The sequence below is a fragment of the Bradyrhizobium sp. 604_D8_N2_3 genome (genome assembly GCF_051810765.1).
Classification (GTDB): domain Bacteria; phylum Pseudomonadota; class Alphaproteobacteria; order Rhizobiales; family Xanthobacteraceae; genus Bradyrhizobium; species Bradyrhizobium barranii.
The window spans coordinates 7,863,224-7,888,449 of sequence record NZ_JBPWPM010000001.1; the positions used below are offsets into that span (position 1 = coordinate 7,863,224).

A 25,226-nucleotide genomic window follows, 5' to 3' on the forward strand; every position below is an offset into this window, starting at 1 on the left:
TCGATAAATTTGATTCAACTTTTAGTGTGTGACCTCTTATCAACCTGTTACGGGCGGCTCCGTAGAAGCCCGGACGGAAGGCCGAAACAGTCGAATAAATCGCCGCAGCGGCAACCGACGATTGTACGCGACCGCTCCGATTTCGCGTAAAAGACGCAAAGGCCCGCCCACAAGGTGCGGGTCACAACAAGAACCGACAGACCAAATCGGGAGCAGGAAATGCCGAAATACAGGGTGGTGACGCCGAAGGGCGCGAGCTTCACGGTCGCAGGCAGCGACTATTCCTTCGAGCGCGAGGCGCTCGATCCGATCGATGCCGAGATCGTCGAAGCCCCCGCCAATGAGGCCGAGTTCATCGCCGCCGCGAAAAACGCCGATGCCATCTACGCCAAGGGCATCCCCATCACCAAGTCGATCATCGACGCACTTGATAGCTGCAAGGTGATCACGCTCGGCTCGGTCGGCGTCGACAGCGTCGACGTGAAGGCCGCGACCGCCCGCGGCATTCCCGTCACCAACATTCCCGACACCTTCATCGAGGAGGTCGCCGACCACGCCATGATGCTGCTGCTCGCCGGCTTCCGCCGCCTGGTCGAGCAGGACAGGATGGTGCGCGACGGGCGCTGGGCCGAAGGCCGGCCAGCGCTGTTGAAGATCCCACGGCTGATGGGCCAGACGCTCGGCTTCATCTCGTTCGGCCGCGTCGCGCGTGCAGTTGCGAAGCGCGCCGCCCCGTTCGGCCTGCGCATGATGGCCTACGATCCCTTCATCCAGGAAACGCTGATGTACGACCATGGCGTGATCCCGGCGACGCTGAACGAGGTGCTGTCGCAATCGGACTTCGTCTCGATGCACGCCCCGGCAAGGCCCGAGGTGCATCACATGCTCACCGAGAAGCACTTCCGGCAGATGAAGAAAGGCTCGGTCTTCATCAATACCGGCCGCGGCGCCACCGTTGACGAGGAAAGCCTGATCAAGGCGCTCCAGGAGGGCTGGATTGCGCATGCCGCCCTCGACGTGCTGGAGAAGGAGCCGCCGTCGCACAACAATCCCATCCTCAGCATGGAGAACGTGACGCTGACCGCCCATGTCGCCTCGGCCTCGGCACGGTTCGACGAGGCGCGCAAGCGCCGGGTGGGCTACGAATTGTCACTGGTGCTTCAGGGCATGTGGCCGGTAAGCTGCGTCAATCCGTCGGTGCTGCAGAACACCGCGCTTCGCCGCTGGCAACCCGTCAGCATGGATCGCGGACCGAACAGCTAGGCGGCCGGCGCCAAGCGCGCCGGGAATCGGAACGGCCCTTCACCGGCGATCAACGCCGGGAAGGGAGACATCATAGGGAGGAACTGATGAGGAACGACATCACGCGTCGTGATGCCTTGGTGCTGGGCCTATCTGCTACGGCGCTCGCGGCAACCGGTGTTGCAGCGCACGCCCAATCCGCGATCAAGGCCGCGGACGTCCCCGCCCCAAAATTGCCGATCGAGAAGGGCGCGTCCTTGCGCATGCTGCGGCCGGTGCGCTTCGTCCAGGCCGACGAAGACGTATTCCGCGCCAACGCAGCCAAATTCACCAAGGAAACCGGGGTCGAGGTCAAGGTCGACTTCGTCGGCTGGGAAGACATCAACCAGCAGACCGCGGTGACCTCGAATTCCGGCGCCGGCCCCGACATCATCATCGGCTTCTCCGACGCGCCGCACATCTATGTTGACAAGCTGATCGAGCTGACCGACGTCGCCGACTATCTCGGCAAGAAGTATGGCGGCTGGCAGAACCTTGCGAAGGCCTACGGCAAAAAGGCCAAGAGCGATACCTGGATCGGGCTGCCGTTCGGGGCCACCGCCGGTCCCCTGATCTATCGCAAGTCCATCCTCAAATCCGTCGGGTTCGACAAGGCGCCGGACGATCATGCCGGGCTCCTGGACCTCTGCAAGAAGCTGCAGAAGGCCGGCAAGCCCGCTGGCTTTGCGCTGGGCAATGCCGTCGGCGACGGCAACGGCTTTGCGGACTGGATGATGTGGTCGCACAATGCCTCGCTGCTGGATGAGGAAGGCAATGTCACCATCAACAGCAAGGAGACCATCGCGGCGCTGAATTTCGTGAAGGAGCTCTACCCGACCTTCATCGCCGGTACGCCGTCCTGGAACGACGTCAGCAACAATCGCGCCTATTCCTCGCAGGAAATCGGGCTGACGGCGAACGGCGTCTCGCTGTATTTCTCCCTGAAGAACGATCCGGCGACCGCGGCGATCGCCGAGGATTCCGAACATCAGCTGCTGCCGAAGGGCCTTGCACCGATCTCACCGATGTCGGGACTGACGCTGAACGCCATGGTGTTCAAGCACAGCCAGTATCCGAACGCGGCGAAGGCCTTCCTGCAGTTCATGCTGGAGAAGGACCAGTACGAGCCGTGGCTCAACGCCAACAGCGGTTACTGGTCGCAACCGCTTGCGGCTTACGCCGATGCGGCGGTGTGGAAGGGCGATCCCAAGGTCGCGATCTTCAGGGACACCATGAACAGCACGTATTACGCCGGCTACAAGGGTCCGATTTCGACCGCCACAGGTGCGGTGCGTGCGGACTATGTGACGGTGCAGATGTTCGCCTCGGTCGCGACCGGTGCGGCGACGCCCGAAGCCGCGGCTGCGGAAGCGGAACAGCGCTGCAAGCGGTACTTCCGCAGGCAGAGGTAGCGCCGACGACAACGCGGCCGTCATTGCGAGGACCGACGCGACGAAGCAATCCAGACTGCAACTGCGGAGGCAGACTGGATTGCTTCCGCCTTCGCCAAGGCTACGGCGGACAAGTCGCTTCGCTCGCAATGACGGTGTGGTAACAGCCTAGAACAGGACAACGACCCGATGTCCGTGACCACCCTCTCCTCCCCCGTACTGGCGCACCGGCAGCAATCCTGGCTGGTGCGGCTGTTCGACTACAAGCCGTTCCTGATCGTGATGTGCCTCGCGCCTGCGATCGGGCTGCTCGCCGTCTTCCTCACCTACCCGCTCGGTCTCGGCATCTGGCTCGCCTTCACCGACACCACGATCGGCCGACGTGGCGTCTTCGTGGGCCTTGAGAATTTCCAGTATCTGCTCACCGATCCCCTCTGGTGGGGCGCGGTGTTCTACAGCGTGTTCTATACGGCGGTCGCGACCTTCGGAAAGTTCGCGCTCGGCTTCTGGCTCGCGCTGCTGCTCAACAACCATTTTCCGTTCAAGAGCCTGCTCCGCGCCATCGTGCTGCTGCCCTGGATCGTGCCGACGGTGCTCTCGGCGCTGGCGTTCTGGTGGATCTACGATCCGCAATTCTCGATCATCTCCTATTTGCTGGTCGACGTGCTGCATTGGCGCACCACCAACATCGACTTCCTCGGCGCGCCCTGGCCGGCGCGCTTCTCGCTAATCGCGGCGAATATCTGGCGCGGCATTCCCTTCGTCGCGATCTCGCTGCTCGCGGGCCTGCAGACCATTTCGCCCTCGCTCTACGAGGCCGCGATGCTCGACGGCGCCAGCGCCTGGCAGCGCTTCCGCTACATCACCTTCCCGATGATGATGCCGATCCTCGCCATCGTCATGACCTTCTCGATCATCTTCACCTTCACGGACTTCCAGCTCGTCTACGCCATCACCCGCGGCGGCCCGGTGAACTCGACCCATTTGCTGGCGACGCTCGCGTTCCAGCGCGGCATTGCCGGCGGCGAGCTCGGCGAAGGTGCCGCGATCGCGGTGTCGATGATCCCGTTCCTGGTGTTCGCGACGCTGTTCTCATATTTCGGCCTGGCGCGCCGCAAGTGGCAGCAGGGAGAGAGCAATGACTGATACCGTCGCCCAAACTGCCGTGGCCGACGCGAAGGCGGCGCCCGATACCATGGCCTGGGATTCCGGGCTGCGGCGGCTGATGATGATCTACCTGCCGCTCGGCTGCTTCGTGCTGATCCTGCTGTTTCCGTTCTACTGGATGGCGATCACGTCGTTCAAGCCGAACGCCGAGCTGATGAACTTCAAGGATCACAACCCGTTCTGGATCACCTCGCCGACGCTGGCGCACGTCAAGCACCTGCTGTTCGACACCGCCTATCCGCGCTGGCTGTGGACAACGATGATCGTTGCGATCGGCTCGACCACGCTGTCGCTGATCGCGAGCACGCTCGCCGCCTACGCCATCGAGCGGCTGCGCTTCCGCGGCAGTCCCTATGTCGGCCTCGGCATTTATCTCGCCTATCTCGTGCCACCGTCGATCCTGTTCATTCCGCTCGCCACCGTCGTGGTGCAGTTCGGCCTGTTCGACTCACCGATGGCGCTGATCCTGGTCTATCCGACCTTCCTGGTGCCGTTCTGCACCTGGCTCCTGATCGGCTATTTCAAGTCGATTCCCTACGAGCTCGAGGAATGCGCGCTGGTCGACGGCGCGACGCGCCTCCAGATCCTGCGTCGGATCACGCTGCCGCTGGCGGTGCCCGGGCTGATCTCGGCCGGCATCTTCTCCTTCACGCTGTCCTGGAACGAGTTCATCTACGCGCTCGCCTTCATCCAGAGCGGCGCCAACAAGACCGTGCCGGTCGCGATCCTGACCGAGCTCGTCACCGGCGACGTCTACCAGTGGGGCGCGCTGATGGCCGGCTCGCTGCTCGGCTCGCTGCCGGTTGCGATCTTCTATTCGCTGTTCGTCGATTACTACGTGTCCTCGCTGACCGGCGCGGTGAAGGAGTAACACGAGCTAAGCAAGCCGCTCCTTAAGGCGCGGCGTGGCCCAGTCGAGAAAAGATCGGAGCTTGAGCGGCTCGGGCTTGCGCTCCGCATAGACGATATGCACCGGCCATGGCGCCTGTTCGAATGGCTCCAGCATCAAAACGAGCTTTCCTGCGCGCCGTGCGGCTTCCATCTTGTACGACATGACGCGAGTGATGCCGGCACCCGCGATCGCGGCTTCGACCGCAGCCTCGGAGTCGCTCAAAGTCAATCTCGACCGGATCGGCACCGCTACTTCGCGGCCGTCGATGACGAACTTCCAGTTCCGCTGAGCCGCGAGGCTGTCGATACTGATACAGTCATGAGCAGCCAGATCGGCAGGCACCTTCGGTTGGCCGTGCTTGGCAACATAACCGGGACTCGCACAGAGCACGAACCGGACCGAGCCGACTCGGGTCGCGATCAGGTTGCTGTCCGGGAGGTTGCCGATGCGAACCGAAATGTCGATATTCTCCTCGGCCGTGTTGACAATGCGGTCGGTCAGGACGAGCCGCAGCGCGATGTCTGGAAAGGCATCCATGAATTCGAGCGCGATCGGCAACAGGTGCATGTGTCCGAGCCCCCAGGGCGACGTGACCGCGAGATCTCCTTTCGGAATCCTGTACTCGCCGGAGACCTCGCGCTCCGCGTCGTCTACCTGCCCGATAATGCGCTTGCAGGCTTCGATGTAGGATCGTCCGACATCGGTCAGCTTCATCTGGCGCGAGGATCGCTGAAATAGTTGGGCCTTCAACCGCGCCTCCAGCTCGGCGACCGTGCGGCTGACTGTCGCGACCGGCGTGTTGAGGCGCCGCGAAGCGGCTGAAAAGCTTCCTGTCTCAGTGACCGCGACGATCACCGACATTGCCTCCAACCGGTCCATCGGATACGCTTTCCATATCTTGAGAAGGTGCTTCTCAAGCATACCGTCTGCTCCCCACAGCGACAATCGGCTACGCGGTGGATATGCGCAAAGCCGCCGTGCGTTTTGAATGCCGTCGCCCGGCCGTCAATCGAGGACGCTATGGAGTTAGAGACCAGAGCCCTGCTGTCGCGCCGCAATTTCTGTCTCTGCTGCCTGAGCGGTGCGGCGATTGCCGCTACTAACGGTTGGCTTTCGCCGCGGCAGGCCTACGCTGAAGCGCGAGGCCTTGTCAGCCTGATCAAGGACAGTGCGGCGACATCGCCGATCACCACGCACAAACTCCGAGGCAACATAGCCGTGCTCGAAGGCTCCGGCGGAAATGTCGCGGTCCTGACCGGTCCCGACGGCAAGGTTTTAGTCGATGCCGGCATCCGCGTCTCGCGTCCCCAGCTCACCAAAGCGATGGCCGATCTCGGCGCCGATCCCGTCACCCATCTCGTCAACACCCACTGGCATTTCGATCACGCCGATGGCAACGAATGGCTCCATTCCGCTGGCGCCAGGATCATCGCGCAGGAGAACACGCGAAAGTACCTCCTCGAAGTTCAGCGCGTAGAGGACTGGGACTACAATTTCCTTCCGCTGGGACCAGGCGGCATCCCCAGCGACGTATTTTCCAGCTCCTATGAGCTCAGACTCAACGGAACCTCGATCGGCCTGAAATATTACGGGCCCGCGCATACCGACAGCGACATCTCCGTCACCTTTGCAGAAGCCAACGTCGTTCATGTCGGCGATACCTTCTGGAACGGCATCTATCCGTTCATCGATTACTCGACCGGCGGCAGCATCAACGGGATGATCGCGGCTTCCGAAGCCAATCTCGCAGCGACCGGACAGGATACGATCGTGATCTCCGGTCACGGCAAGCCGGTTGGCAACAGAGCCGAACTCCAGGCGTTTCGCGACATGCTGGTGACGATCCGCGACAACGTCGCCCGTCTCAAGAGCCAGGGACGAACGCGGGACGAAGCCGTGGCCGCCAAACCGACCGCGGCCTTCGATGCGATATGGGGGCAGTTCGTGATCGACCCCGGCTTCTTCACCCGGCTTGTCTACCAAGGCGTTTGAAGCCGCGGACGACTGACGTCCGCAAAGCCACCGATTCTGGACAGGGAGATCGACATGAAAAGTGCAGAGGTCATGCCGCCACAAACCCGTATCGATCGTCGTTGCCTGGTCGTTGGATTGTCCGGATTGGCCGTTGCCACTGCTTCACCGGATGCATCGGCGAAACCGCAGCGCGACAGCCGCGGCACCACCGGTTCTTATCCGGTCGTCTACCATCGAACCAAATCCGTCGACGGGATCAAGATCTTCTACCGCGAAGCGGGGCCCAAGGATGCACCGGTGGTGCTACTGCTCCACGGCTTTCCGACCTCCTCGCACATGTTTCGCAACCTGATCCCGGCTCTGGCGGACCGCTATCACGTGATCGCTCCCGACTACCCCGGCTACGGCCAGAGCGACATGCCACCGCGCACATCGTTCAAATACACCTTCGATCGCTTCGGCGAACTCGTTGACGGCCTGCTCGGCCAGCTCGGTGTCACCCGCTATGCGATGTACGTCATGGATTACGGCGCCCCGGTCGGCTGGCGGCTGGCGCTCAAGCATCCCGAGCGCGTCAGCGGCCTGATCGTGCAGAACGGCAACGCCTATGACGAAGGGCTGAAGGAGTTCTGGAATCCGATCAAGCAATACTGGGCCGACGGGTCCGATACCAGCCGACAGGCATTGATGAAGCTGGTCACGCTGGAAACGACGAAATTCCAGTACACCGACGGCATGTCGGACGTGAGTCGGATTTCACCCGACAATTGGGTACAAGATCAGGCGCTGCTCGACCGGCCCGGCAACAGCGATATCCAGATGGACCTGTTCTACGATTACCGGACCAATCTGCCGCTGTATCCCGCGGTGCAAGCCTACTTCCGCAAGCACAAGCCGCCGACGCTGATCGTCTGGGGCAAGAACGATTTCATCTTCCCGGCCGACGGCGCCCATCCCTACAAGCGCGACCTGCCGCAAGTGGAGTTTCACCTGATCAACACCGGTCATTTCGCGCTCGAGGACAGGTTCGACGAGATGGTTCCGCTGATCCGCGACTTCCTCGCCCGCAAGATCGCCTGATAACCTGGAAGGAACGAACATGAACGCGGCCCTCCACGTCGTGGCCGCTCTGGCGGTCTCCACAATGTTTGCGGCAGCCGCCGTCGCCCAAAGCGCCCGCGACGTGCGCGGGCCCTCTCCGCTAGTTGCCATCGACAAGCAGGCGCCCGCCCGCCTGATAGTCGATCCACCGCTGGCCGAACAACTGGCGCAGGGCCTCGTCTTCATCCAGTACACCACGGAAAATCTCCGGATCGTGCCGGTGTTCGGCAAGGGCGCGCTCGACGTGTCGCCGCGCATCGGTCACGTCCACATCACGGTCGATGATGCGCCCTGGCATTTTGTCGATGCCAGTGGCGAGACCGTGATCGTGGTCGGACTGCCTCCGGGCCCGCACAAGGTACTGTTCGAGTTGGCCGATCCCACGCACCGCGTGATCGACAGCAAGACCATCAGCTTCGAGATTCCGGCGCGCTCTCCGGCACCGCCGAAACAATAGCTGCTGCGGCGTTTGGCCCGCTTTCACAAAACTGCAACATGCGATCCGCATAAGGCGTCGTCCACTAACAGGAGACGCACATGCGCGCGACTTTTCTCAGCACCGTCGCAACGATCATTCTCACCGCGAGCACCGCGCTTGCACAGAACGAGGGTGAATTCCCGGCGAAGCTCGCCGGCCACGTGGTGATGCCGGCCGCAACGTTCATCGACGCGCCGGCTGACGCCCCTGCCGATCTCAAGACCTCGGGCAAGTACACCACCGGCAAGCGCGTCGACGCGCTCGGCACCGTGATGGGCAAGTCCTATGAGCGGGCGACCGGCGTCTCGCTGCCCTTCAAGGGCCAGCCGCTGCAGGGCCATTCCGGCATCAAGCACATGTCCGACGGCAGCTACTGGGTCATCACCGACAACGGCATGGGCGCGCGCGCCAACTCGCCGGATTCGATGCTGTACCTGAACCGCTACAAGATGGATTGGGCCAGCGGCAAGATCGAGCGCCAGGAAACCATCTTCCTGCACGATCCCGACAAGAAGGTGCCGTTCCGCATCGTGCATGAGGACACCCAGAAGCGTTATCTCACCGGCTCCGATTTCGACACCGAGGGTTTCCAGATCATCGGCGACACCTTCTGGATCGGCGACGAGTTCGGCCCCTATATCCTGAAGGCCGACAAATCAGGCAAGATCCTCGGCGTGTTCGAGACGGTTGCCGACGGCAAGCCGGTGCGCTCGCCGGACAACTGGGCCGTGGCGACGCCGGGCGCGCCGGGCGCGACCTACACCAACGTCAACCTCCGCCGCTCCAAGGGCTATGAGGGCTTTGCGTCGTCCAAGGACGGCAAGTTCCTCTACGGCCTGCTCGAGGGCCCGCTGTGGGACGCCGACAAGAAGGACTGGGAGAAGGTCGACGGCAAGGAAGCCTCCCGCATCCTCGAATTCGACGTCGCCGCCGAAAAGTTCACCGGCCGCTACTGGCAGTATGTGTTCGAGCAGAACGGCAACGCCATCGGCGACTTCAACATGATCGATCAGGCCTCCGGCCTCATCATCGAGCGCGACAACGGCGAAGGCACCGCCGACAAGGCCTGCCCGCAAGGCACCCGCGGCGAGAACTGCTTCCCCGACATCGCCAAGTTCAAGCGCGTCTACAAGATCGAGCTGACCGACGCCAATGTCGGCAAGCCCGTGCGCAAGATCGGCTATATCGACCTCATGAAGATCCAGGACCCCGACAAGAAGGCGCGCAAGCCGCTCAATGACGGCGTCTACACCCTCCCGTTCTTCACCATCGAGAACGTCGATCGCGTCGACGAGACCCACATCATCGTCGGCAACGACAACAACCTGCCGTTCTCGTCCAGCCGCGATCCCAACAAGGCCGACGACGACGAGTTCATGCTGCTCGAAGTCTCGGATTTCCTGAAGGCGAAGTAAGCCGACGCTCTCTCCTCTCCCTCTTCCCGTTCTTACGGGGAGAGGGCTGGGGTGAGGGGCTCCATCCACGAAGGCGGTGGGAGTGCGACTCGCGGAGAGTCCCCCTCACCCGGAATCCGCGCTTTCAGCGCGCATTCCGACCTCTCCCCGCACGCGGGGCGAGGTAGAAAGAGCGGGCTACCGCACGATAAAGTCCACCGGAACAGTAAAGCTCATCGAGCTGTTCTTGATCTCCGCCGGGATCGGCGGGAACGGCGAGGCCTGGTGGATCATCGACGTGGCCTTGGCATCGAACGCGGCAACGCCGGACGAAGCGATGCGGCTGGACGTGACCTGGCCGTTACGGCCGATCGTGAAACTCACCCGGACCAGCCCGCGCTGACCGTTGCCGCCGGACGGATAGGAGTGAAGGCGCATCAGATGCGCACGGACGCGCTGATTGTAACTCGCAACCAGCGATGCGACCGCGCCCGCGCTCATGGCGGACGCTGCAGGTGCCTCCCGCTCGGCGCGCGGTGGCGCACTGGTGCGAGGCGCGGGGGGCGCCTCTGACGGCTTCTTTGCCTCCGGACGAACTACTTTCGGCTTTTCGGGCGCCGGCTTTTCCTGCGGCACGATTTTCGCGGGCTCCGGCTTGGCCGGTGTCGGCTCGAGCTTCTGCTCCGGCGGCGCCACCACGTCGGGCTTCTCCTGCGGCGGTGTCGGCGCGATGGTCTCCTCGACCGCCTGCCGCTGCATCGGCTCCGGCGGTGAGGCATCGGCCTCCTTCATCACCGGCCCCGGCACGACGTCGTCCGGCGTCGCCTCGGGCGCCGACGTGATCGGCGCCATGTCGATCATGATCGCAGGCAGGGTGACGCCCTGCTCCGGTTGCGACCGCACCCAATTCATCGCGATCACCGCAGCGATGACATGCAACGCCACGATCACCGCGCCCGATGCACCCCAGCGCGCGGTTTCGCGCTCGCCGAGCGGTTCATGCAGGGCAAAAGCGCTCGCCGACATCAGCTGCGTCCGTCAAGGCCGACCAGGGCGACCTTGAGATAGCCGCCATTGCGCAAGGTGTTCATCACTTCCATCAGGTCGCCATAAGAGACAGCCTTGTCTGCGCGCAGATAGATGCGCTCGTCCTTGCGGCCCTTGGTGGCGGCATCGAGCGCCGTGACGAGGCCTTCGCGCGCCATTGTCTCCTCGCCGACGGCCACCGTGAGATCCGGCTTCACCGTCACGAAGGTGGGCTTGTCCGGCCGCGGCGCGGGCTCGGCGGCGGTGGCCGGCAGCTCGACGCCGATGTCGACGGTGGCAAGCGGGGCCGCCACCATGAAGATGATCAGCAGCACCAGCATCACGTCGATGAACGGCGTGACGTTAATCTCATGGGTGACGTCGAGATCGCCGGGGTCGCCGCGCCTCAGCGGCGATCCCCCGCGTGCGCCGAGTTTCGCGGCCATGGCCTACTCCGCCGCCCGCGCCAGGCGGAACTCTCTGTTGTCGCGCTGCCGGCTGACCAACAGCATGAGCTGCGCCGAGGCGTCGCCGAGCAGCACGCGGTAATTGGCGATGCCGCGGACGAGATGGTTGTAAATCACCACCGCCGGAATAGCCGCGACGAGTCCGAGCGCTGTCGCAAGCAGCGCCTCGGCGATGCCGGGCGCGACCACTGCAAGGCTCGTGGTGTGGCTCTCGGAGATGCCGATGAAGGAATTCATGATGCCCCAGACCGTGCCGAACAGCCCGACGAACGGCGCGGTGGCGCCGATGGTCGCGAGCACGCCGGTGCCGCGCGCGATCTGCCTGGACATCGCCGCCTCGACCCGTTCCAGCCGCAGCGCCACGCGCTCCTGGAGGCCGTCATCGACAATGCCGCCGGAGAGCTCCGCCTCCTTCGCGCAGGACTGGATGAGCTGGGCGACCGCATCATGCGCGTCGCCGGTCCGCTCCGCCGCCTCCGCCAGCTTCATCCTGCCCTCGAGCGCGCGCGTCCGCTGCACGGCGAGCGCGCTCTTGCGGCGCAGCTCGATGGTCTTGGCGAGCCACACCGTCCACGTCACCAGCGAAGCGACGGCGAGCCCGACCATCACCACCTTCACGATGATGTCGGCACCGAGGAACATGCCCCAGGGCGACAGATTGCGCGGCAACAGCGCTTCGTCGATCGCGAAGGCCGGGGCCGGCGCGAGCACCAGCCCAATTGTTAGGATCACATGCCGAAGCCCGAAATTGCTCTGCATCCTGATCTCCCGATCGGCAGAAGGAAATTATGCCACGCCCTGCGCCGCGATCCGGTCCGCCAGCTGACGGAACCGCACGAGCTGATCCGCCCGCAGCGCCCGGGTCTCGTCGCGACCGACAAAGACCTTGAACATGATGCCGCCGTCGGCATTGACGAAGGCGACGAAAGCCGAGGTCTTGCCCATGAAGGGACGCTCGACGAAGGCCAAGGCCGCGCAGCGCTCGTGGCGGAGGTGGCCGTGCAATCCCTTCGGCTGCATCAGGTTGAAATAGCCGCGGCCGACCTCGCCCGCCGGGACCGCGCCCGTGAACTCGAAGATCGCGTCATCCGTGTGCACGATGAGCGTGACCTCGCCCCACGCCGCGATGTCCTGCATGGCGGCGGCGAAATGCTCGCCGCCACCAACGCGCACCATGGACGACGGCAGCGCCTCGATCACCGCGCGCGGAGTGACCTTGCGCTCGCGCGCAACGTCCTCGATCACCGCGCCGGGATTGTCAGCCATATACGCCTTGAGATCGGCGAGATCGGTGCTCAGCATGTCCGGCTCCCTTTCGTGATCCGCCGCGATCTAGGCGGCCGCGTTCGTCTTGCGCTCGGTCATGATGACCTCGAACCCTTCGAACTTGGGATGGCCGAGATAGAGGCTTTCGCCGGTCTTGTTGTCGGCGCGCGCGTGAGCGCGACGGAATTCGTCCGACCGCGTCCAGGCCTCGAACGCCGCCTTGTCGACCCAGACCGTGTGCGAGGAATACAGCGTGTGGTCCTCAAGCAGCGGCCCCTTGAGCAGGTGGAATTCGACGAAGCCGGCCATGCTGCCGAGATAGGATTCGCGGGTGCGCCAGACGGTCTCGAAAGCAGCTTCCGAGCCGAGCTTCACCTGGAAACGATTCATGGCGATGAACATAAGATTTTTCTCCTGTCAGTCTTGTTGATCGGCGAATGCCGAGCGGATGTTTCAGAACGTGCCGAAGCCACGCTGGGACATCAGCGTGGCTCTGGCGGTCAATACGGCGTCCCGTTTGCTGTCGTCGGCGTACTCCTTAGATGCCGCCGAAGTGGTACTTCAGGCCTCCCTTGACCACGAGCCCGGGGCCGGCGCTCGCCCATTTCACGTCGTTTTGCGTATCGCCCGTGCTGCCGACCGGAATGGCGTAAGGCCGGTAGTACTGGTTGAGAAGATTTTCGACCGAGAAGTTCAGCGTGAGATCGGGCCGCGGCTGATACTGGGCGTAGAGGTTGACGAGATCGTACGACGTCGCCGGCGTATAGGTCGGCGGAATGTCGGTGTTCGCGATCACCGACGTCCACATCACCGAGAGGATCAGGGTCCGGTCCAGCAACCGCACGCCGGCGGTCGTCGTGACCTTCTGCGGCGGAACGCTGTACAGGCCAAATCCCGTCTGAAGGTTTTTGCCGTTCTGGTAACTGCCGGAGAGGCCGAAGAACCAGGTGTTCGCGTCGTACATCGCCTCGGCCTCGAGACCCTGGATGCGGGCGGACGCGACGTTCTGATATTGCAGGAACGGAAGCACGGTGATGGAGGGCGCCGGCGGCGGGCCGGTGGGGACCACCAGCGGATTTCCATAGGCGACCTGATCGATGAAGTCGGAGATGTCGTTGCGGAACACGTTGATCTTGCCGCGCAGCGTATCGCCCGCCGTGAACAGATCGTTCTTCTTGATGTTGAAGCCGATCTCCTTGTTCTTGCCGACCTCGGGCCGCAGATTCGGATTCGGGACGAAGCAGAAGGTCGAATCCGCGCCCGGACCCGGCGTGCCCGACGGACAGCGGAAGAACGAGTCGTTGACCGTCGCGCCCGAATGCGGACCGCTGACCAGCGTTTCCGTGATCGACGGCGCGCGATAACCTTCGGCGTAGCTGACATAGGGCGTCACGACCGCCGTGGGAACGAGCCCTACGGTGATCTTCGGCGACAAACGGTCGCCGCCGGACGACGAGGATGCCGAGGAGAGCTGATAATTGTCGTAACGAAGCGCGCCGATCACCTCGAGCATGGAGGTGTAATTGGCCTTCCACTGCACAAAACCGCCGGACACCGTGCGCTGACCGCCAGGCGTCGTCACTTCCGACGTGCCGGTCCTGTCCTGCGTCGACACCTTGTCCTGGAACGCGTCCAGTCCGTAGGTCACCGCGTGACGCCAGCTGCCGGTATCGAAGCGCGTGGTGTTGTACACGTCGACGCCGACCGTATCGAGCAGATATCCGCGGTTGCTGCCGATACAGCCGGACACGGCATTGCCGGGCACGCCGCCGCAGAAGACCGACGGCGTCGTGCTGGTATGCGCGGTCTTGACCTGGTCGTTCTCGGTGCGATTCCAGTAGACCTTCGCATCCCAGTCGAACCACTGGTCATCCGGCTGCGAATATTTCCAGCCGAGCGTCGTGGTGTAGTTCTTGACGTCGGACCTGTAGATCGACGTGCCGCTCAGGTTGTTGGCGCCGTTCGCATTGGTCGAGTTGGGATCGCCGGCACGGCGTGGCGGCTGACCCACGCTGTAGATGTCCTCCTGGAAGATGGTGCCGAGCTTGATCTCGTGCCCGTCGGCCGGGCGCACCGTCAGCTTGGCGATACCGCTGGTGAGCCGGTTGCCGGTATTGGCGACCTCGAAGCCAGTGCCGTCTTTGTAGCTCTCCTGCGTCGAATAGGTGCCGCCCGCGAACACGTCCACATTCGGATTGACGTGAACACCGCCGAAGGCCGAACCGAGCGCGCGTCCGTAATTGCTGCCAAGGATGGTCTTGACGTCGACGCCCCAGCGCTCGCCGGCACGCACGACGTCCTCGATATCCTTGGTGCGGAACGACGCCACGCCGCCGATCGCACCTGAGCCGTAGATGTTGGCGGTCGGACCACGAACGATGTCGATGCCGCTGATCAGCTCGGGGTTGAGAAAGAACGAGCCGTTGGCGAAATGGCCCGTGCGCTGATAGTTCTGCCGCGCGCCGTCGACGACGACGGCGACCCGGCCGAAATCCTGCAGGCCGCGGATATTGATCGAGGTCGACGGCTCGTCACCGCGGTTCTGAACCCATACGCCCGGCACATTATAGATGAGATCGCCGACCGTGCTGGCCTGGCGACTTTGGATCTGCGACGACGTCACGACGCTGACCGGTGCGAGCGCATCGACCGCGCGCTCTTCGGTCTTGGACGCCGCGGCCGTGATGGTGTCGAGCGCCTGGACGCCGACGATCGCCTGCGCGCGCGCATCCCACACGCTGGTGCTGGCCTGCTGCGGCTGAACAGCTTGCGGCTTGGCCGGATTGCGCTTGGCCTGCTTGGGCTTCGCCGGCTTGGATGATTGCGCGGTTTGATCTGCGGTCTGCGCAAAGCTGCTCACCGGCGACACCGCCGCAATTGAAACCACCGACGCGCCCAAAATCAGCGCGCGCGAATACCTAGCCCCGTCAGCCATACACCCAACCCAATCATGATATGTCTTGTTTGGCTGGCGTGCGCTCGCGCGGCGAGCGACTGGCTGGCTATTCTCTGGTGCAGGCCCCCCGGCCCGCATTGTTCCATTTGGTTACGTGGCAACACCCTGACGGTCAATGTCATCGGGTTGCAGTTTATATCGATTGTAAATTGCCGCCGTTGGAATGCGCCTGATGCCGCTTATACAAACAAGACGCATCTGAAATCTCGAAAGCGCATCACACCTACCATGTCAGCAACGTCCGGAGACAATAGCGGCGATGCGGCAGGGCCGACACAAAGCCCTTCTGCAACAACGAGAAGTTTGACCATACGCGGGAGCCGGATCGACAGCCGCGAGCTGTTTGCGGCGGAGCGCGAGATCATCATCGCGCATGGCGAGGACGCCTATCGCCTTCGCCTGACCTCGCAGAACAAGCTGATCCTGACGAAGTAACCTGCAATGACATTTTGTCGCACCCTCGCAAACCTCATGTTCACCGGCACCATCGCGCTCGCCTCGACCGCGCACGCCGCCGGTATCACGGTGCATGATGCGCGCAATCGCGATGTCGCCGTTGCCGACTTCGCCCGCACGGTCTCGATCGGCGGCGCCATCACCGAGATCCTCTATGCGCTCGGGCTGGAGAGCCGCCTGGTCGGCGTCGACACCACGAGCCTCTATCCGGCGGCGGCGCTGCACGACAAACCCAATGTCGGCTACATGCGCCAGATTTCGGCCGAGGGCGTGCTGGGCCTCAACCCGACCCTGATCCTGGCGATCCAGGGATCGGGCCCGCGCGAGACCATGGACCTCCTGGAGACGGCGAAGGTGCCGCTGGTGCTGGTGCCCGAGACCTTCTCGGAGGAAGGCCTGATCGAGAAGATCAAGCTGGTCGGCCATGCCATGGGCGTCGATGCGCGCGCCGAATGCCTGAGCACCGCAGTGGCTACGGATCTTGCGCAGCTGCGCGCACTGCGTGCCAAGGTCACGAAGCCGGTCCGCGTGATGTTCGTGATGTCGCTCCTGAACGGACGGGCGATGGTCGCCGGTCACAAGACCGCCGCCGACGAGATCATCCAGCTTGCAGGCGCCACCAACGCGGTCGAGGATTACGACGGCTACAAGAACATCGGCGACGAGGCGATCGTCGCGGCAAAACCCGACGTCGTGCTGTCGATCGAGCGCGGCAAGGATTCACTGCAGGCCGACGCGGTCTACGCCCATCCCGGCTTCGCCCTGACGCCGGTCGCGGCCAACAAGAGCTTCATCACGATGGACGGGCTCTATCTGCTCGGCTTCGGCCCGCGCACGGCCGCGGCGGCCCGCGATCTCTCCGTCAAACTCTATCCGGCATTGGCTAACGGCGGCGCCTTCACGTCGGCTCTGTCGGCGGCGAACTGCCGGCAATGAGCGTGGCGATCGGGACGGACTCGCGGAGCCCGCGGCGCGCGGGCGCAGGACGGCGATTTACGTCGGTTGCCATTCCCCTGCTCCTGGTGATCCTCGCGGCCACCGCCATCGTCGCGCTGACCGTGGGCGCAGCCGGCATTCCCCTCTCCCGCCTGCCCGCTGCGCTCGGCCTTGCCGGCAACTCCGCCGCCGATGCCATGACGGCGCGCGACCAGCTCGTGCTGTGGTCGATCCGGATTCCCCGGATCGCGGCGACCGCGATGGTCGGCGGCCTGCTCGCCGCGGCCGGCGCCATCATGCAAGGACTGTTTCGTAACCCGCTCGCCGATCCCGCGCTGGTCGGCGTCTCCAGCGGCGGCGCGCTCGCGGCGGCAAGCGCGATCGTGTTCACGGACTCGCGCTTCGGCGAGACGCTGCGTTTCCTTCAAACCGAGCTGTTGCCGCTCGCGGCCTTCGCGGGCTCGCTGGCCACGACCGCGATCCTTTACGGCATCTCCAGCCGCGCGGGGCGGACCTCGATCGCGATCTTCCTGCTCGCCGGCGTCGCCATCACCGCCATCACTAATGCCGGCATCGGGCTTCTGGTGTTCATCGCCGACGACCGCCAGCTTCGCGACATTACATTCTGGCTGCTGGGGTCGATGAGCGGCGCGACCTGGACCAAGGCCGCCGTGCTCGCGCCGATCCTCATCATCGGGCTCGGCGCCTGCGCGTATATTGCGCGCGGCCTCGACCTGCTGGTGCTCGGCGAGGCCGACGCGTTTCACGGCGGCGTCGACGTCGAGCGCCTCAAGCGGATCTCGATCGTCATGGTCTCCGCCATGACCGGGGTCGCGGTGTCGATCAGCGGCGTCATCGGCTTCGTCGGCATCGTCGTACCGCATCTGCTCCGTCTCGTTATTGGACCTGCGCATCGCCTGCTGCTGCCGGCCTCGGTGCTGCTCGGCGCGATCCTGATGGTCGGCGCCGACACGCTGGCGCGCACGATCGTGGCGCCCGCGGAGATGCCGATCGGCATCTTGACCGCCGCGGTCGGCGCGCCTGTCTTCCTCGGCATCCTGCTGCGCCAGCGCGGGCTCGCCTCGCTATGAGCGCCGTGATCGAGGCGCGATCTCTCAGCAAGCGCGCCGGCCGCGCCACGCTGCTCGATGGCGTCGGCCTGTCGGTTGAAGCCGGCGAGATGGTCGCGATCATCGGCCCGAACGGCGCCGGCAAGTCGACGCTGCTGCGGCTGCTCTCCGGCGATCTCCGCCCGAGCGAGGGCGAGGTGCACCTGAAGCAGCGCGACATCAGCAGTTATACGCCGCGCGAGCTTGCCGCGCGCCGCGCGATGCTGTCCCAGCACATCAACGTCACCTTCCCGTTCACGGTCGAGGAGATCGTGCTGATGGGTGCGGGCGACCGCAGCCTGCGCGATGCCGTGTCGCTCGTCGACGCCGCGCTGGACGAGGTTGGCCTCGCACATTTCCGCGCACGGCAATTGCCGACGCTATCGGGCGGCGAGCAGCAGCGCACCCATTTCGCCCGCGTTCTGGTGCAGCTCGCCTGCGGCGAATCGGAACACGGTCCGGGGCTCCTGTTGCTGGACGAGCCGACATCGAGCCTCGATCTGCGTCACCAGATCGACCTCGTCGAAGCCGCGCGCCGCCGCGCCGCAGGCGGCACGGCTGTCATCGCGATCCTGCACGACCTCAACCTCGCGATCCGCTTCGCCGACCGGCTGATCGTCCTGAACGGCGGCAGGCTCGCCGCCGACGGCCCGCGTGCCGATGTCGTTACACGGGAGACCATCCGCGACATCTTCGAGATCGACGCCGTCGTCCATCAGGCCGACGACGGCGTGCCCTACGTGCTGCCGCAATCGATGCGGCCGGCGGCGCGAGCCGAACTGCCTCCGCGGTGAAGCTGCGCTCCCTCGCCCCGCTTGCGGGGAGAGGGTTGGGGTGAGGGGGAGTCTCCGCGGGGACGGTGAAAGTTGAATTCGCGGAGAGTCCCCCTCACCCGGATTGCATCTTCGATGCAATCCGACCTCTCCCCGCAAGCGGGGCGAGGTAAGAGGGCGTCACGCCTCAGGCTCCTAACCCGCCGGCACGATCACCATGCCCTTGTCCTTGGGCCAGCGGACGCGCCAGGCGAACTTGATCTCCTTGATCTCGCCGGGTTTTGCGTCGAACGCCCATTCCAGCACGCCGCGCTTGTCGCGCAGATTGGTGGTCGTGGGCGGCGTGGTCGAGGACAGCATCTCGACGCCAATATCCTCGTTCTCGCTGACCGGAAGCTGATCCTCGATCGCGATGCGGATCGGGAAGTCGTGCCCGTTGCGGACGACGGTGCGGAACGAACGCGTGTCGGTCTTGGAGGACGAGATCACGCCGGCCGTGCCTTCGTTCTGCCTGATGACGGTGCGCTCGATCTTGATCTTGTCGTCGGCGCCGAAGCCGAGCCGGATCGCGTCGTTCCGCGCGGCGGTCGAAAATTTGCTGCGACCGACGAACGTGCCGTCGCGGAAGATCGCGACCTTACCGGGCAGCAGATTGGTATCCTCGGCAAGCTTGAATGACGCCTCGAGGTAAGCGGTGGGATCCGCGACCGGGGCGGCGCGGATGGCGAGGTCGGGCGTCACTGTCATGGAGGAGATGAGCAGGCTCTTGGCGCCCTCATTGGCGCCAAGACTGACGCGGCCGCTGATCTGATACACGGCCTGGAAATCACCGATCTCGGCGTTGGCCTGCTGCTCGTCCGCGCGCTCACGCAGTTCGGGCTCCGCCGCTTTCGCCATCGCCGGAGATTGCGCCTGCCGCGTCATCGGCTGCGCGGGCATCGCCATGTCCGACGCCGCGCCCAATGCCAGCGGCTTCGGCAGTTGCGGATACCTCACCACCAGCGAATTCAGCTCCGGCGCGCTACCGCCGCGGCTGACGCGAACGGTGGAAACGCCGAGGCTGACATTCGACCAGTCTTCGCCGGTCGACTGTGTAACCTCGGCGCGGCGAACCAGCTCGAGCTGCGGCTTGCGGTCCTTGGCACCGGTGTCGAGCCGGGCGTCATACAGCGGCAGCCAGCGCGCATTGCGGACTGCATAAGTCACCCGCAACGTCGCCTTCGTCGCGGCGGCGGAAGCGACATCGATGCGAACCTCGAGCTTGCTCGGCGGCTTGGCCGAACGCTCCGCTTCAAGTTGCGCGAGCTGCCGATCGATCTCGCGCTGCTTTCGCGTGGCGTCGCGGATCGCTGTGTCGGCGGTCGCGATCTCCTCGGCGACCGCGGTAAAGGCTGCGCGCCATTCGGTGATCGGCCGAGCCTCCCCCTTCTCGCCAAGGCCGGCGGGAGAAGCCTCGGCAAAGTGCTGCGCGAATTTGCGCCGGGCGTTGGCCGCGTCGATGTCGCCTTGCAGATCGGCGCGCTGATCCTTCAACGCCTCGATGCGCTTATCGAGCTCGGGCAGATTCGCGGGTTGTGCCGCGCGCGGCGGCCGCGCGTCGATGGTCCCGATGGTCAGTTTTGCGCCCGCCTCGCCCTCGACACGGAGGGAGGACGGATCGAGCGAGAGCGGAAAGTCCTTGGCGACCAGCGTGCTGTCGCCGGAGGCGAGGTCCAGCGCGATGATACGGGTGACGGTGGCGCCGTCCGGATAGACCGTGACGGTGTCGATGGCCGATGTGGCGTCCACATCGGCGGCCCATGATGGCGACGCGGCCGCCATGGTCACCAGAACCAGGCTCGTCGTTGCCAAACATCTTGCGGTGATGCGCATAAAGTCCCTCCTGCCGTATCGCCGCGCCGCCAGCCGGACGCGTGCGATCGAATGCCTCGCCAACATGGTTGGACGCGGCAGGGAAGGAACTGGTTCGATTGGGGTTTCCTTGGGGCGCCGCCGCGGCCGCACCAAGGCCGCGGAACGTGTCGTCGACTCGCGGCGAAGCCGTTAAACCTAGGTCCTTAAACCGGGGTGGGCGAACCCTGGCCGAAGATGCGGCGGAGCAGATCGGTCACGTTGCGGGCGCCGGCCTTCTTCAGGATGCCTGCGCGGTAGCCTTCGACCGTCCGCGCACTCAGATGTATGCGCCGGGCGATCTCCTTGTTGGTCAGGCCGGCAGCAAGGTGCTCGAGCACATCGACTTCGCGCCCGGTCAGGGGCTCGCAGCCGGGCAGCCAGCGTTGCCGGTTTGAACCCGGCTGCGCGAACTCGTCGATGGCAGCATCGATCCGGTCGACGATGTCGCGGGTGCGGAACGGCTTCTCGATGAAGTCGGCCGCGCCGCTCTTGATCGCGTCGACCGCCATGGCGATGCTGCCGTTCGCCGAGGTCACCAGAACCGGCGCCATGCAGTTCTCCTCGCGCAGGCGCTTGAGCACGTCGAGGGCGGAACGATCCGGCGGCATCTCCAGCAGCACGCAGGCCGGCATCCGCGCCTTTGCTTCCGAGAGCAGCGACGCGCCGTCGGCAAAGCAGATTACGTCATAAGCGCTCTGTTGAAGCGCCATTGAAAGTTGTTCGCGGGAGGCCGCGTCAGTTTCAATGACGAATACCTCACCCTTGGAAAGCATGTTTCCCGGCATCATCCCGATCCAGCAATGTCTTGGTCAAATGGCCCGAGACGGCAGCGGGGCTTCGTCGCGCCGCGTCGTCACACGCACGGCATTCACGCCCGTGCTTCGGTTTCCCTTATGTATGTTCCATCCTGTTCCCGGATTTGACGGATCGGGACAGAAACTTTACATTTCGGGACATCTGCGGGAATGGCTGACAGGAACGGGTCGCATGACCGACCTCATGCGCAGCGCAGGCTTGAGCTACTACCCGGATGTCGCCCGGTCGGTCGGACTCGACCCCAAACAGATGATGCGCAAGGTCAGGCTGCCGCTGGCCGTGCTCGACAAGCCCGATACCCCCATTGCCGTGACCAGCCTGCGCCGGCTGCTCGAATTGTCGGCAGAGGCATCGGGTGCCGAAGATTTCGGCTTGCGGCTCGCCGAGCGTGGCGGGCTCACCAATTTCGGCGCGGTCGGTTTGATCGTGCGCGAACAGGCGACCGTCAGCGAGGCGATCGAAGCGTTCTCGCGCTTCATCCACGTTCATCACGACGGCATGAAGCTTGAGGTCACGCGCGACAAGCAGACCGTGACGGTCACGCTGCATCTGCGCGGCCGGCAGCCGACCGCGCCGCGCCAGTCGATCGACATGGCGCTCGGCAGCGTCCACCGCATCATCCAGTCGCTGTTCAGCAGCGATTGGCGGCCGCTCGAGGTGCATCTGCATTATCCGCCGCCACACGACCGCAAGCGCTACCGCGATTTCTTCGGTTGCCGCGTTACCTTCAATGCCGATGACGATGCGATCCTGTTGTCGGCGCATGACATGGAGCGGCGGATCCCGAGCGCGCATCCGCTGATCGCGAGCTATTTGCGCAAACGGATCGAGGCGATCGAGACGCGGCCGGCAAGCTGGGAGGAGAAGGTCGACGAGGTGGTACGCATCCTGCTCGCAAGCGGCGACTGCACGGTCGAGCGCGTGGCGGAGCATCTCGCCTGCACCCGCCGCACCATCCATCGGCACCTCGCCGCATCAGGCACCAGCTTCTCGGCGATCCTCGACGCGCAGCGCGCCGATCTCGTGACCCAGCTGATCGACGACCCCGGCCGGCCGCTGGCCGACATCGCCACCCAGCTCGGCTTCTCCGCGCAGAGCGCGATGGCGCGCTGGTTCCGTGGCCGCTTCGGCTGCACCATCACCGCATGGCGCAAGGGCGTGCGGCCGCTGGCCAAACGCCCCGGCGTTCCCTCGGCGTCCACGGCCTAGGCTCAGCGTGCCGGAGCGGGCACGCCCATGATGGCAAGGGCGCGCCGGGGGCTGCCGGCGAGCAGCGGCCCGAACGCAATCGCAAAGCCGAGGAACGCGACGACCCACCCGCAGGCGGCGATGTGCAGCAGGATATCGCCATGCGCAGGCAACACCACGGCAGCGACCCGCGCCAGCGCCGCGACGATGATCGCAGCGTAAATCCCCTGCGTCGCGGGCGAGGCCGTCAACGCCTGTCCGGTATGCCCGAGGCTCGCGCGCGTCATCACCGCAAGCGTCATGGTTCCGGCCGCGCCAGCCATCCAGGCGTGAATTCCCGCGCTCGGCGGCAGCGCCCCGAAGACAGCCAGGGCATGCAGCAGGAAGCCCAGCGGCACGAAGACATAACCGACATGGAGGATCAGCAGCAGCCGCTCGCGCGTGGTGCGATCGCCAGCCCAGCGCGCGAACCGCACCAAATGAAGCACACCGACGAGCGCCATCACCGCGCCGGTGATCATGTTCAGCGGCGCCACGATCCATGCGATCAGCGCGAGCGCGCTCAATCCGATCACCGCGCCGTCAAAACGCCCGAACGGCACCGGCAGGCGACCGGGATTGAACTTGACCAGCCAGTTGCGGGTGAAGCTCGGGATGATGCGGCCGCCGATCAGCGAGATCAGCAGCACGACCACGCCGATGCCGACGCGGATGCTGACATCGGCCGCGCCCTCGAAGTGCGCTTCGAGATGGAAGGCGACGTTACCGGCGAGCAGCACCAGCACGAGCACCACCACCGGCAGATTGCGCCAATTGCCGCCCGCGATGATCTCGCGCGTGGCCGCAGCAACAACCAATGCCAGGAAGGCGGCATCGACGACGAGCGCGAACGCCCAACCGATATCGGCGGACAGGGTCACTGCAAAACGTCCGGCCAGCCAGACGACCAGCAGCGCGCCCAGCGACGTCCCCTGGATCGGCAGCCGCCCGGTCCAGTTCGGGATCGCCGTGAACAGGAATCCCGTGATCACCGCCGGCAGGAAGCCATAGAGCATTTCGTGGACGTGCCAGTCGCGCGGCGCAAACGCGGAACTGACCGACAATTCGCCGTAGAACATCGGCAGCCACGCCAGGATCGACAGCCCCGCCTGGATCGCGGCGAGCAGGAAAAACGGCCGAAAGCTGTTCGCAAACAGCGGCCAGCCCTCAAAGTTACGGGATCGGGCGCCAGCCATGGGGGCAACTCCTGTGAATTCGGACGGTCACTTGGATCGTCATTTGGAAAAATACTGCCGTCCGGCCGGCCCGTTTTGCGCTATCGCAAACTGCCTGACGAATACAGGTGCCATCACACTCCCTGATGCCAAGGAGGCAGAATGGCCAAGGTCGACACATCGCTGGTTGCGCATTTGCCGCTGTTTTCAGGCGTCAAGCCGGACGACCTCGAGGAAATCCTGCGCGAGGCCCGCTCGGCGCGGTACCCCAGGAACACCGCCATTTTCGAGCAGGGCGCCGACGCGCAATCGTTCTTCCTGCTGCTGCACGGCCACGTCCGCGCGGCCAAGACCACCCCGACCGGCGAGCAGATCGTGGTGCGCTACGTCGCCCCCGGCGAGACCTTCGGGCTCGCGATGGCGATTGGAGCCGCGCACTATCCGGCGACCGCGATGGCGGTCGACGACAGCGTGGTGCTGATCTGGCCGAATTCGGCCTGGCCGCGGCTGATCGAGCGGTTTCCGGCGATTGCCGCCAACACGCTGCAAACCGTCGGCGCGCGGCTGCAGGAGAGCCACACCCGCATCCTCGAAATGTCGACCCAGCAGGTCGAGCAGCGCGTTGCGCATGCGCTGCTGCGGCTCGCAAAACAGTCCGGCAAGAAGCTCGACCACGGCATCGAGATCGACTTCCCGATCAGCCGCCAGGACATCGCGCAGATGACCGGCACCACGCTGCACACCGTCAGCCGCATCCTGAGCGGCTGGGAGAGCCAGGGCCTCGTCGAGAGTGGCCGCCAGCGCATCATCCTGCGCGATCCGCACAAGATAGTCGTACTGGCGGAGCGTACGGCGGACGGCAATTCTGCGTAAGATAGGGGTGAGGGCGCTCCCGCTTACGGCGCAAGCCCGCCCTCACCCGGGAATCCGCACGCGACCCGTGCGAACTCCAACCCGCCTCACGCCGGCACGCATTCGCACAGCGCAGCGAGGAATTTGTCGCGATCGATGCCATGCTCGCGGCAGGCGTCTTCCACGGTATGGAAGGTCGCGATCGGACAGCCGACGCAAGCCATCCTGAAGGCGAGGAACACGCGGATCGTGTGCGGCGCCGTACGCATGATGTCATCGACCAGATCGTCGGATCGGAAGGGCATGGACAACTCCGTTCCGAAGTGACGATAGCGGGGTGGGTCCGAGCTTCTTTGTTGAAGCGCAAGCTGGTGGTTGCTTCTCCCTCTCCCCGCAAGCCGCAGGGCTATCGCATATGAGAAAACGTGGCGGGAAGCTCGCCTGCGGCCATCCTTCGAGACGCCCGCCTCCGGCGGGCCCTCAGGATGAGGACGGAGTACGTGGCCGCTATTTCGACAGGCAAAGCTGCTGCTCAGCCTTATCCTGAAGAGACCGCGGAGCGGTCGTCTCGAAGGACGAGGCGCTCGCTCAGACCC

Annotated in this window: 25 protein-coding genes; 14 read left to right on the plus strand and 11 right to left on the minus strand. The window is 64.6% G+C overall.

The features are described from left to right. The first annotated feature begins 219 nt into the window (after nucleotides 1-219). From AB7245_RS37745 to AB7245_RS37760, 4 genes are all read left to right on the plus strand, one after another. On the plus strand, nucleotides 220-1,263 hold the full coding sequence (locus AB7245_RS37745) for a C-terminal binding protein (RefSeq protein ID WP_028151051.1): 1,044 nt from the start codon (nucleotides 220-222) through the stop codon (nucleotides 1,261-1,263). Nucleotides 1,264-1,349: 86 nt separating this feature from the next. Then, complete coding sequence (locus AB7245_RS37750) at nucleotides 1,350-2,693, plus strand: ABC transporter substrate-binding protein (RefSeq protein ID WP_085398947.1); 1,344 nt, start codon at nucleotides 1,350-1,352, stop codon at nucleotides 2,691-2,693. A gap of 168 nt (nucleotides 2,694-2,861) precedes the next feature. Continuing rightward, entirely contained in the window at nucleotides 2,862-3,818 is a 957-nt protein-coding gene (locus tag AB7245_RS37755) for a carbohydrate ABC transporter permease (RefSeq protein ID WP_063981164.1), read from the plus strand. Continuing rightward, entirely contained in the window at nucleotides 3,811-4,710 is a 900-nt protein-coding gene (locus AB7245_RS37760) for a carbohydrate ABC transporter permease (RefSeq protein ID WP_085398948.1), read from the plus strand. The genes AB7245_RS37755 and AB7245_RS37760 overlap by 8 nt, the downstream gene beginning before the upstream one ends. 6 nt (nucleotides 4,711-4,716) lie before the next feature. Here AB7245_RS37760 and AB7245_RS37765 read toward each other — a convergent pair whose 3' ends face one another. Continuing rightward, nucleotides 4,717-5,610, minus strand: a complete 894-nt coding sequence (locus tag AB7245_RS37765) for a LysR family transcriptional regulator (protein WP_085398962.1) — start codon at nucleotides 5,608-5,610, stop codon at nucleotides 4,717-4,719. A 141-nt stretch (nucleotides 5,611-5,751) separates the two neighbouring features. Here AB7245_RS37765 and AB7245_RS37770 point away from each other — a divergent pair, with 141 nt between their 5' ends. The 4 genes from AB7245_RS37770 to AB7245_RS37785 all read left to right on the plus strand — a co-directional run bounded on the left by AB7245_RS37770 (nucleotide 5,752) and on the right by AB7245_RS37785 (nucleotide 9,699). Continuing rightward, the gene (locus tag AB7245_RS37770; RefSeq protein ID WP_085398949.1) at nucleotides 5,752-6,723 is read left to right on the plus strand and encodes an MBL fold metallo-hydrolase; all 972 of its coding nucleotides are present in this window, start codon (nucleotides 5,752-5,754) and stop codon (nucleotides 6,721-6,723) included. Nucleotides 6,724-6,777: 54 nt separating this feature from the next. After that, nucleotides 6,778-7,785, plus strand: a complete 1,008-nt coding sequence (locus AB7245_RS37775; protein WP_354078679.1) for an alpha/beta fold hydrolase — start codon at nucleotides 6,778-6,780, stop codon at nucleotides 7,783-7,785. A gap of 19 nt (nucleotides 7,786-7,804) precedes the next feature. Beyond that, entirely contained in the window at nucleotides 7,805-8,263 is a 459-nt protein-coding gene (locus AB7245_RS37780; protein ID WP_085398951.1) for a DUF6130 family protein, read from the plus strand. 80 nt (nucleotides 8,264-8,343) lie between these two features. Then, on the plus strand, nucleotides 8,344-9,699 hold the full coding sequence (locus AB7245_RS37785; RefSeq protein ID WP_085398952.1) for an esterase-like activity of phytase family protein: 1,356 nt from the start codon (nucleotides 8,344-8,346) through the stop codon (nucleotides 9,697-9,699). A gap of 177 nt (nucleotides 9,700-9,876) precedes the next feature. On the opposite strand, the gene AB7245_RS37790 is transcribed toward AB7245_RS37785, so the two are convergent. From AB7245_RS37790 to AB7245_RS37815, 6 genes are all read right to left on the minus strand, one after another. Further along, complete coding sequence (locus AB7245_RS37790) at nucleotides 9,877-10,704, minus strand: TonB family protein (protein WP_085398953.1); 828 nt, start codon at nucleotides 10,702-10,704, stop codon at nucleotides 9,877-9,879. Next, nucleotides 10,704-11,150, minus strand: a complete 447-nt coding sequence (exbD, locus tag AB7245_RS37795; protein ID WP_063981157.1) for a TonB system transport protein ExbD — start codon at nucleotides 11,148-11,150, stop codon at nucleotides 10,704-10,706. Before exbD ends, AB7245_RS37790 begins: the two co-directional genes overlap by 1 nt. Nucleotides 11,151-11,153: 3 nt before the next feature. Further along, nucleotides 11,154-11,930 (minus strand): tonB-system energizer ExbB, encoded by a 777-nt coding sequence (gene exbB, locus AB7245_RS37800; protein ID WP_439035543.1) that lies wholly within the window; start codon nucleotides 11,928-11,930, stop codon nucleotides 11,154-11,156. 27 nt (nucleotides 11,931-11,957) lie between these two features. Then, nucleotides 11,958-12,473: a heme utilization cystosolic carrier protein HutX gene (gene hutX, locus AB7245_RS37805; RefSeq protein WP_085398955.1), complete on the minus strand. Its 516-nt coding sequence runs from the start codon at nucleotides 12,471-12,473 to the stop codon at nucleotides 11,958-11,960. A 30-nt stretch (nucleotides 12,474-12,503) separates the two neighbouring features. Beyond that, on the minus strand, nucleotides 12,504-12,839 hold the full coding sequence (locus AB7245_RS37810; protein WP_028151060.1) for an antibiotic biosynthesis monooxygenase family protein: 336 nt from the start codon (nucleotides 12,837-12,839) through the stop codon (nucleotides 12,504-12,506). A gap of 136 nt (nucleotides 12,840-12,975) precedes the next feature. Beyond that, nucleotides 12,976-15,372, minus strand: coding sequence for a TonB-dependent hemoglobin/transferrin/lactoferrin family receptor (locus AB7245_RS37815; protein WP_085398956.1), 2,397 nt, complete (start codon nucleotides 15,370-15,372; stop codon nucleotides 12,976-12,978). A gap of 249 nt (nucleotides 15,373-15,621) precedes the next feature. On the opposite strand from AB7245_RS37815, the gene AB7245_RS37820 reads away from it, so the two are divergent. The 4 genes from AB7245_RS37820 to AB7245_RS37835 are packed head-to-tail and all read left to right on the plus strand — an operon-like array spanning nucleotide 15,622 to nucleotide 18,688. Continuing rightward, nucleotides 15,622-15,828, plus strand: a complete 207-nt coding sequence (locus tag AB7245_RS37820) for a hemin uptake protein HemP (protein ID WP_063981151.1) — start codon at nucleotides 15,622-15,624, stop codon at nucleotides 15,826-15,828. Nucleotides 15,829-15,834: 6 nt separating this feature from the next. Beyond that, nucleotides 15,835-16,785, plus strand: a complete 951-nt coding sequence (locus tag AB7245_RS37825; protein ID WP_085398957.1) for a heme/hemin ABC transporter substrate-binding protein — start codon at nucleotides 15,835-15,837, stop codon at nucleotides 16,783-16,785. Continuing rightward, a complete protein-coding gene (locus AB7245_RS37830) occupies nucleotides 16,782-17,876 on the plus strand; it encodes a FecCD family ABC transporter permease (RefSeq protein ID WP_085398958.1) in 1,095 nt (364 codons plus the stop codon). Before AB7245_RS37825 ends, AB7245_RS37830 begins: the two co-directional genes overlap by 4 nt. Continuing rightward, nucleotides 17,873-18,688 (plus strand): heme ABC transporter ATP-binding protein, encoded by an 816-nt coding sequence (locus AB7245_RS37835; RefSeq protein ID WP_085398959.1) that lies wholly within the window; start codon nucleotides 17,873-17,875, stop codon nucleotides 18,686-18,688. The genes AB7245_RS37830 and AB7245_RS37835 overlap by 4 nt, the downstream gene beginning before the upstream one ends. Nucleotides 18,689-18,862: 174 nt before the next feature. On the opposite strand, the gene AB7245_RS37840 is transcribed toward AB7245_RS37835, so the two are convergent. Both AB7245_RS37840 and AB7245_RS37845 read right to left on the minus strand, forming a co-directional pair. Further along, nucleotides 18,863-20,539 (minus strand): mucoidy inhibitor MuiA family protein, encoded by a 1,677-nt coding sequence (locus tag AB7245_RS37840; protein ID WP_085400855.1) that lies wholly within the window; start codon nucleotides 20,537-20,539, stop codon nucleotides 18,863-18,865. A gap of 185 nt (nucleotides 20,540-20,724) precedes the next feature. After that, on the minus strand, nucleotides 20,725-21,345 hold the full coding sequence (locus tag AB7245_RS37845) for a response regulator transcription factor (protein WP_063986095.1): 621 nt from the start codon (nucleotides 21,343-21,345) through the stop codon (nucleotides 20,725-20,727). A 202-nt stretch (nucleotides 21,346-21,547) separates the two neighbouring features. Here AB7245_RS37845 and AB7245_RS37850 point away from each other — a divergent pair, with 202 nt between their 5' ends. Further along, the gene (locus AB7245_RS37850; RefSeq protein ID WP_354078685.1) at nucleotides 21,548-22,585 is read left to right on the plus strand and encodes an AraC family transcriptional regulator; all 1,038 of its coding nucleotides are present in this window, start codon (nucleotides 21,548-21,550) and stop codon (nucleotides 22,583-22,585) included. Nucleotides 22,586-22,587: 2 nt separating this feature from the next. Here AB7245_RS37850 and AB7245_RS37855 read toward each other — a convergent pair whose 3' ends face one another. Continuing rightward, nucleotides 22,588-23,799, minus strand: coding sequence for an NnrS family protein (locus AB7245_RS37855; protein ID WP_085400780.1), 1,212 nt, complete (start codon nucleotides 23,797-23,799; stop codon nucleotides 22,588-22,590). A 141-nt stretch (nucleotides 23,800-23,940) separates the two neighbouring features. Between AB7245_RS37855 and AB7245_RS37860 the strand changes: the two genes are divergently transcribed. After that, on the plus strand, nucleotides 23,941-24,651 hold the full coding sequence (locus AB7245_RS37860) for a Crp/Fnr family transcriptional regulator (RefSeq protein WP_071909780.1): 711 nt from the start codon (nucleotides 23,941-23,943) through the stop codon (nucleotides 24,649-24,651). An 86-nt stretch (nucleotides 24,652-24,737) separates the two neighbouring features. Here the strand turns inward: AB7245_RS37860 and AB7245_RS37865 are convergent, their stop codons facing one another. Continuing rightward, nucleotides 24,738-24,935: a DUF1858 domain-containing protein gene (locus AB7245_RS37865; protein ID WP_074119546.1), complete on the minus strand. Its 198-nt coding sequence runs from the start codon at nucleotides 24,933-24,935 to the stop codon at nucleotides 24,738-24,740. Between the last annotated feature and the right edge of the window lie 291 nt (nucleotides 24,936-25,226).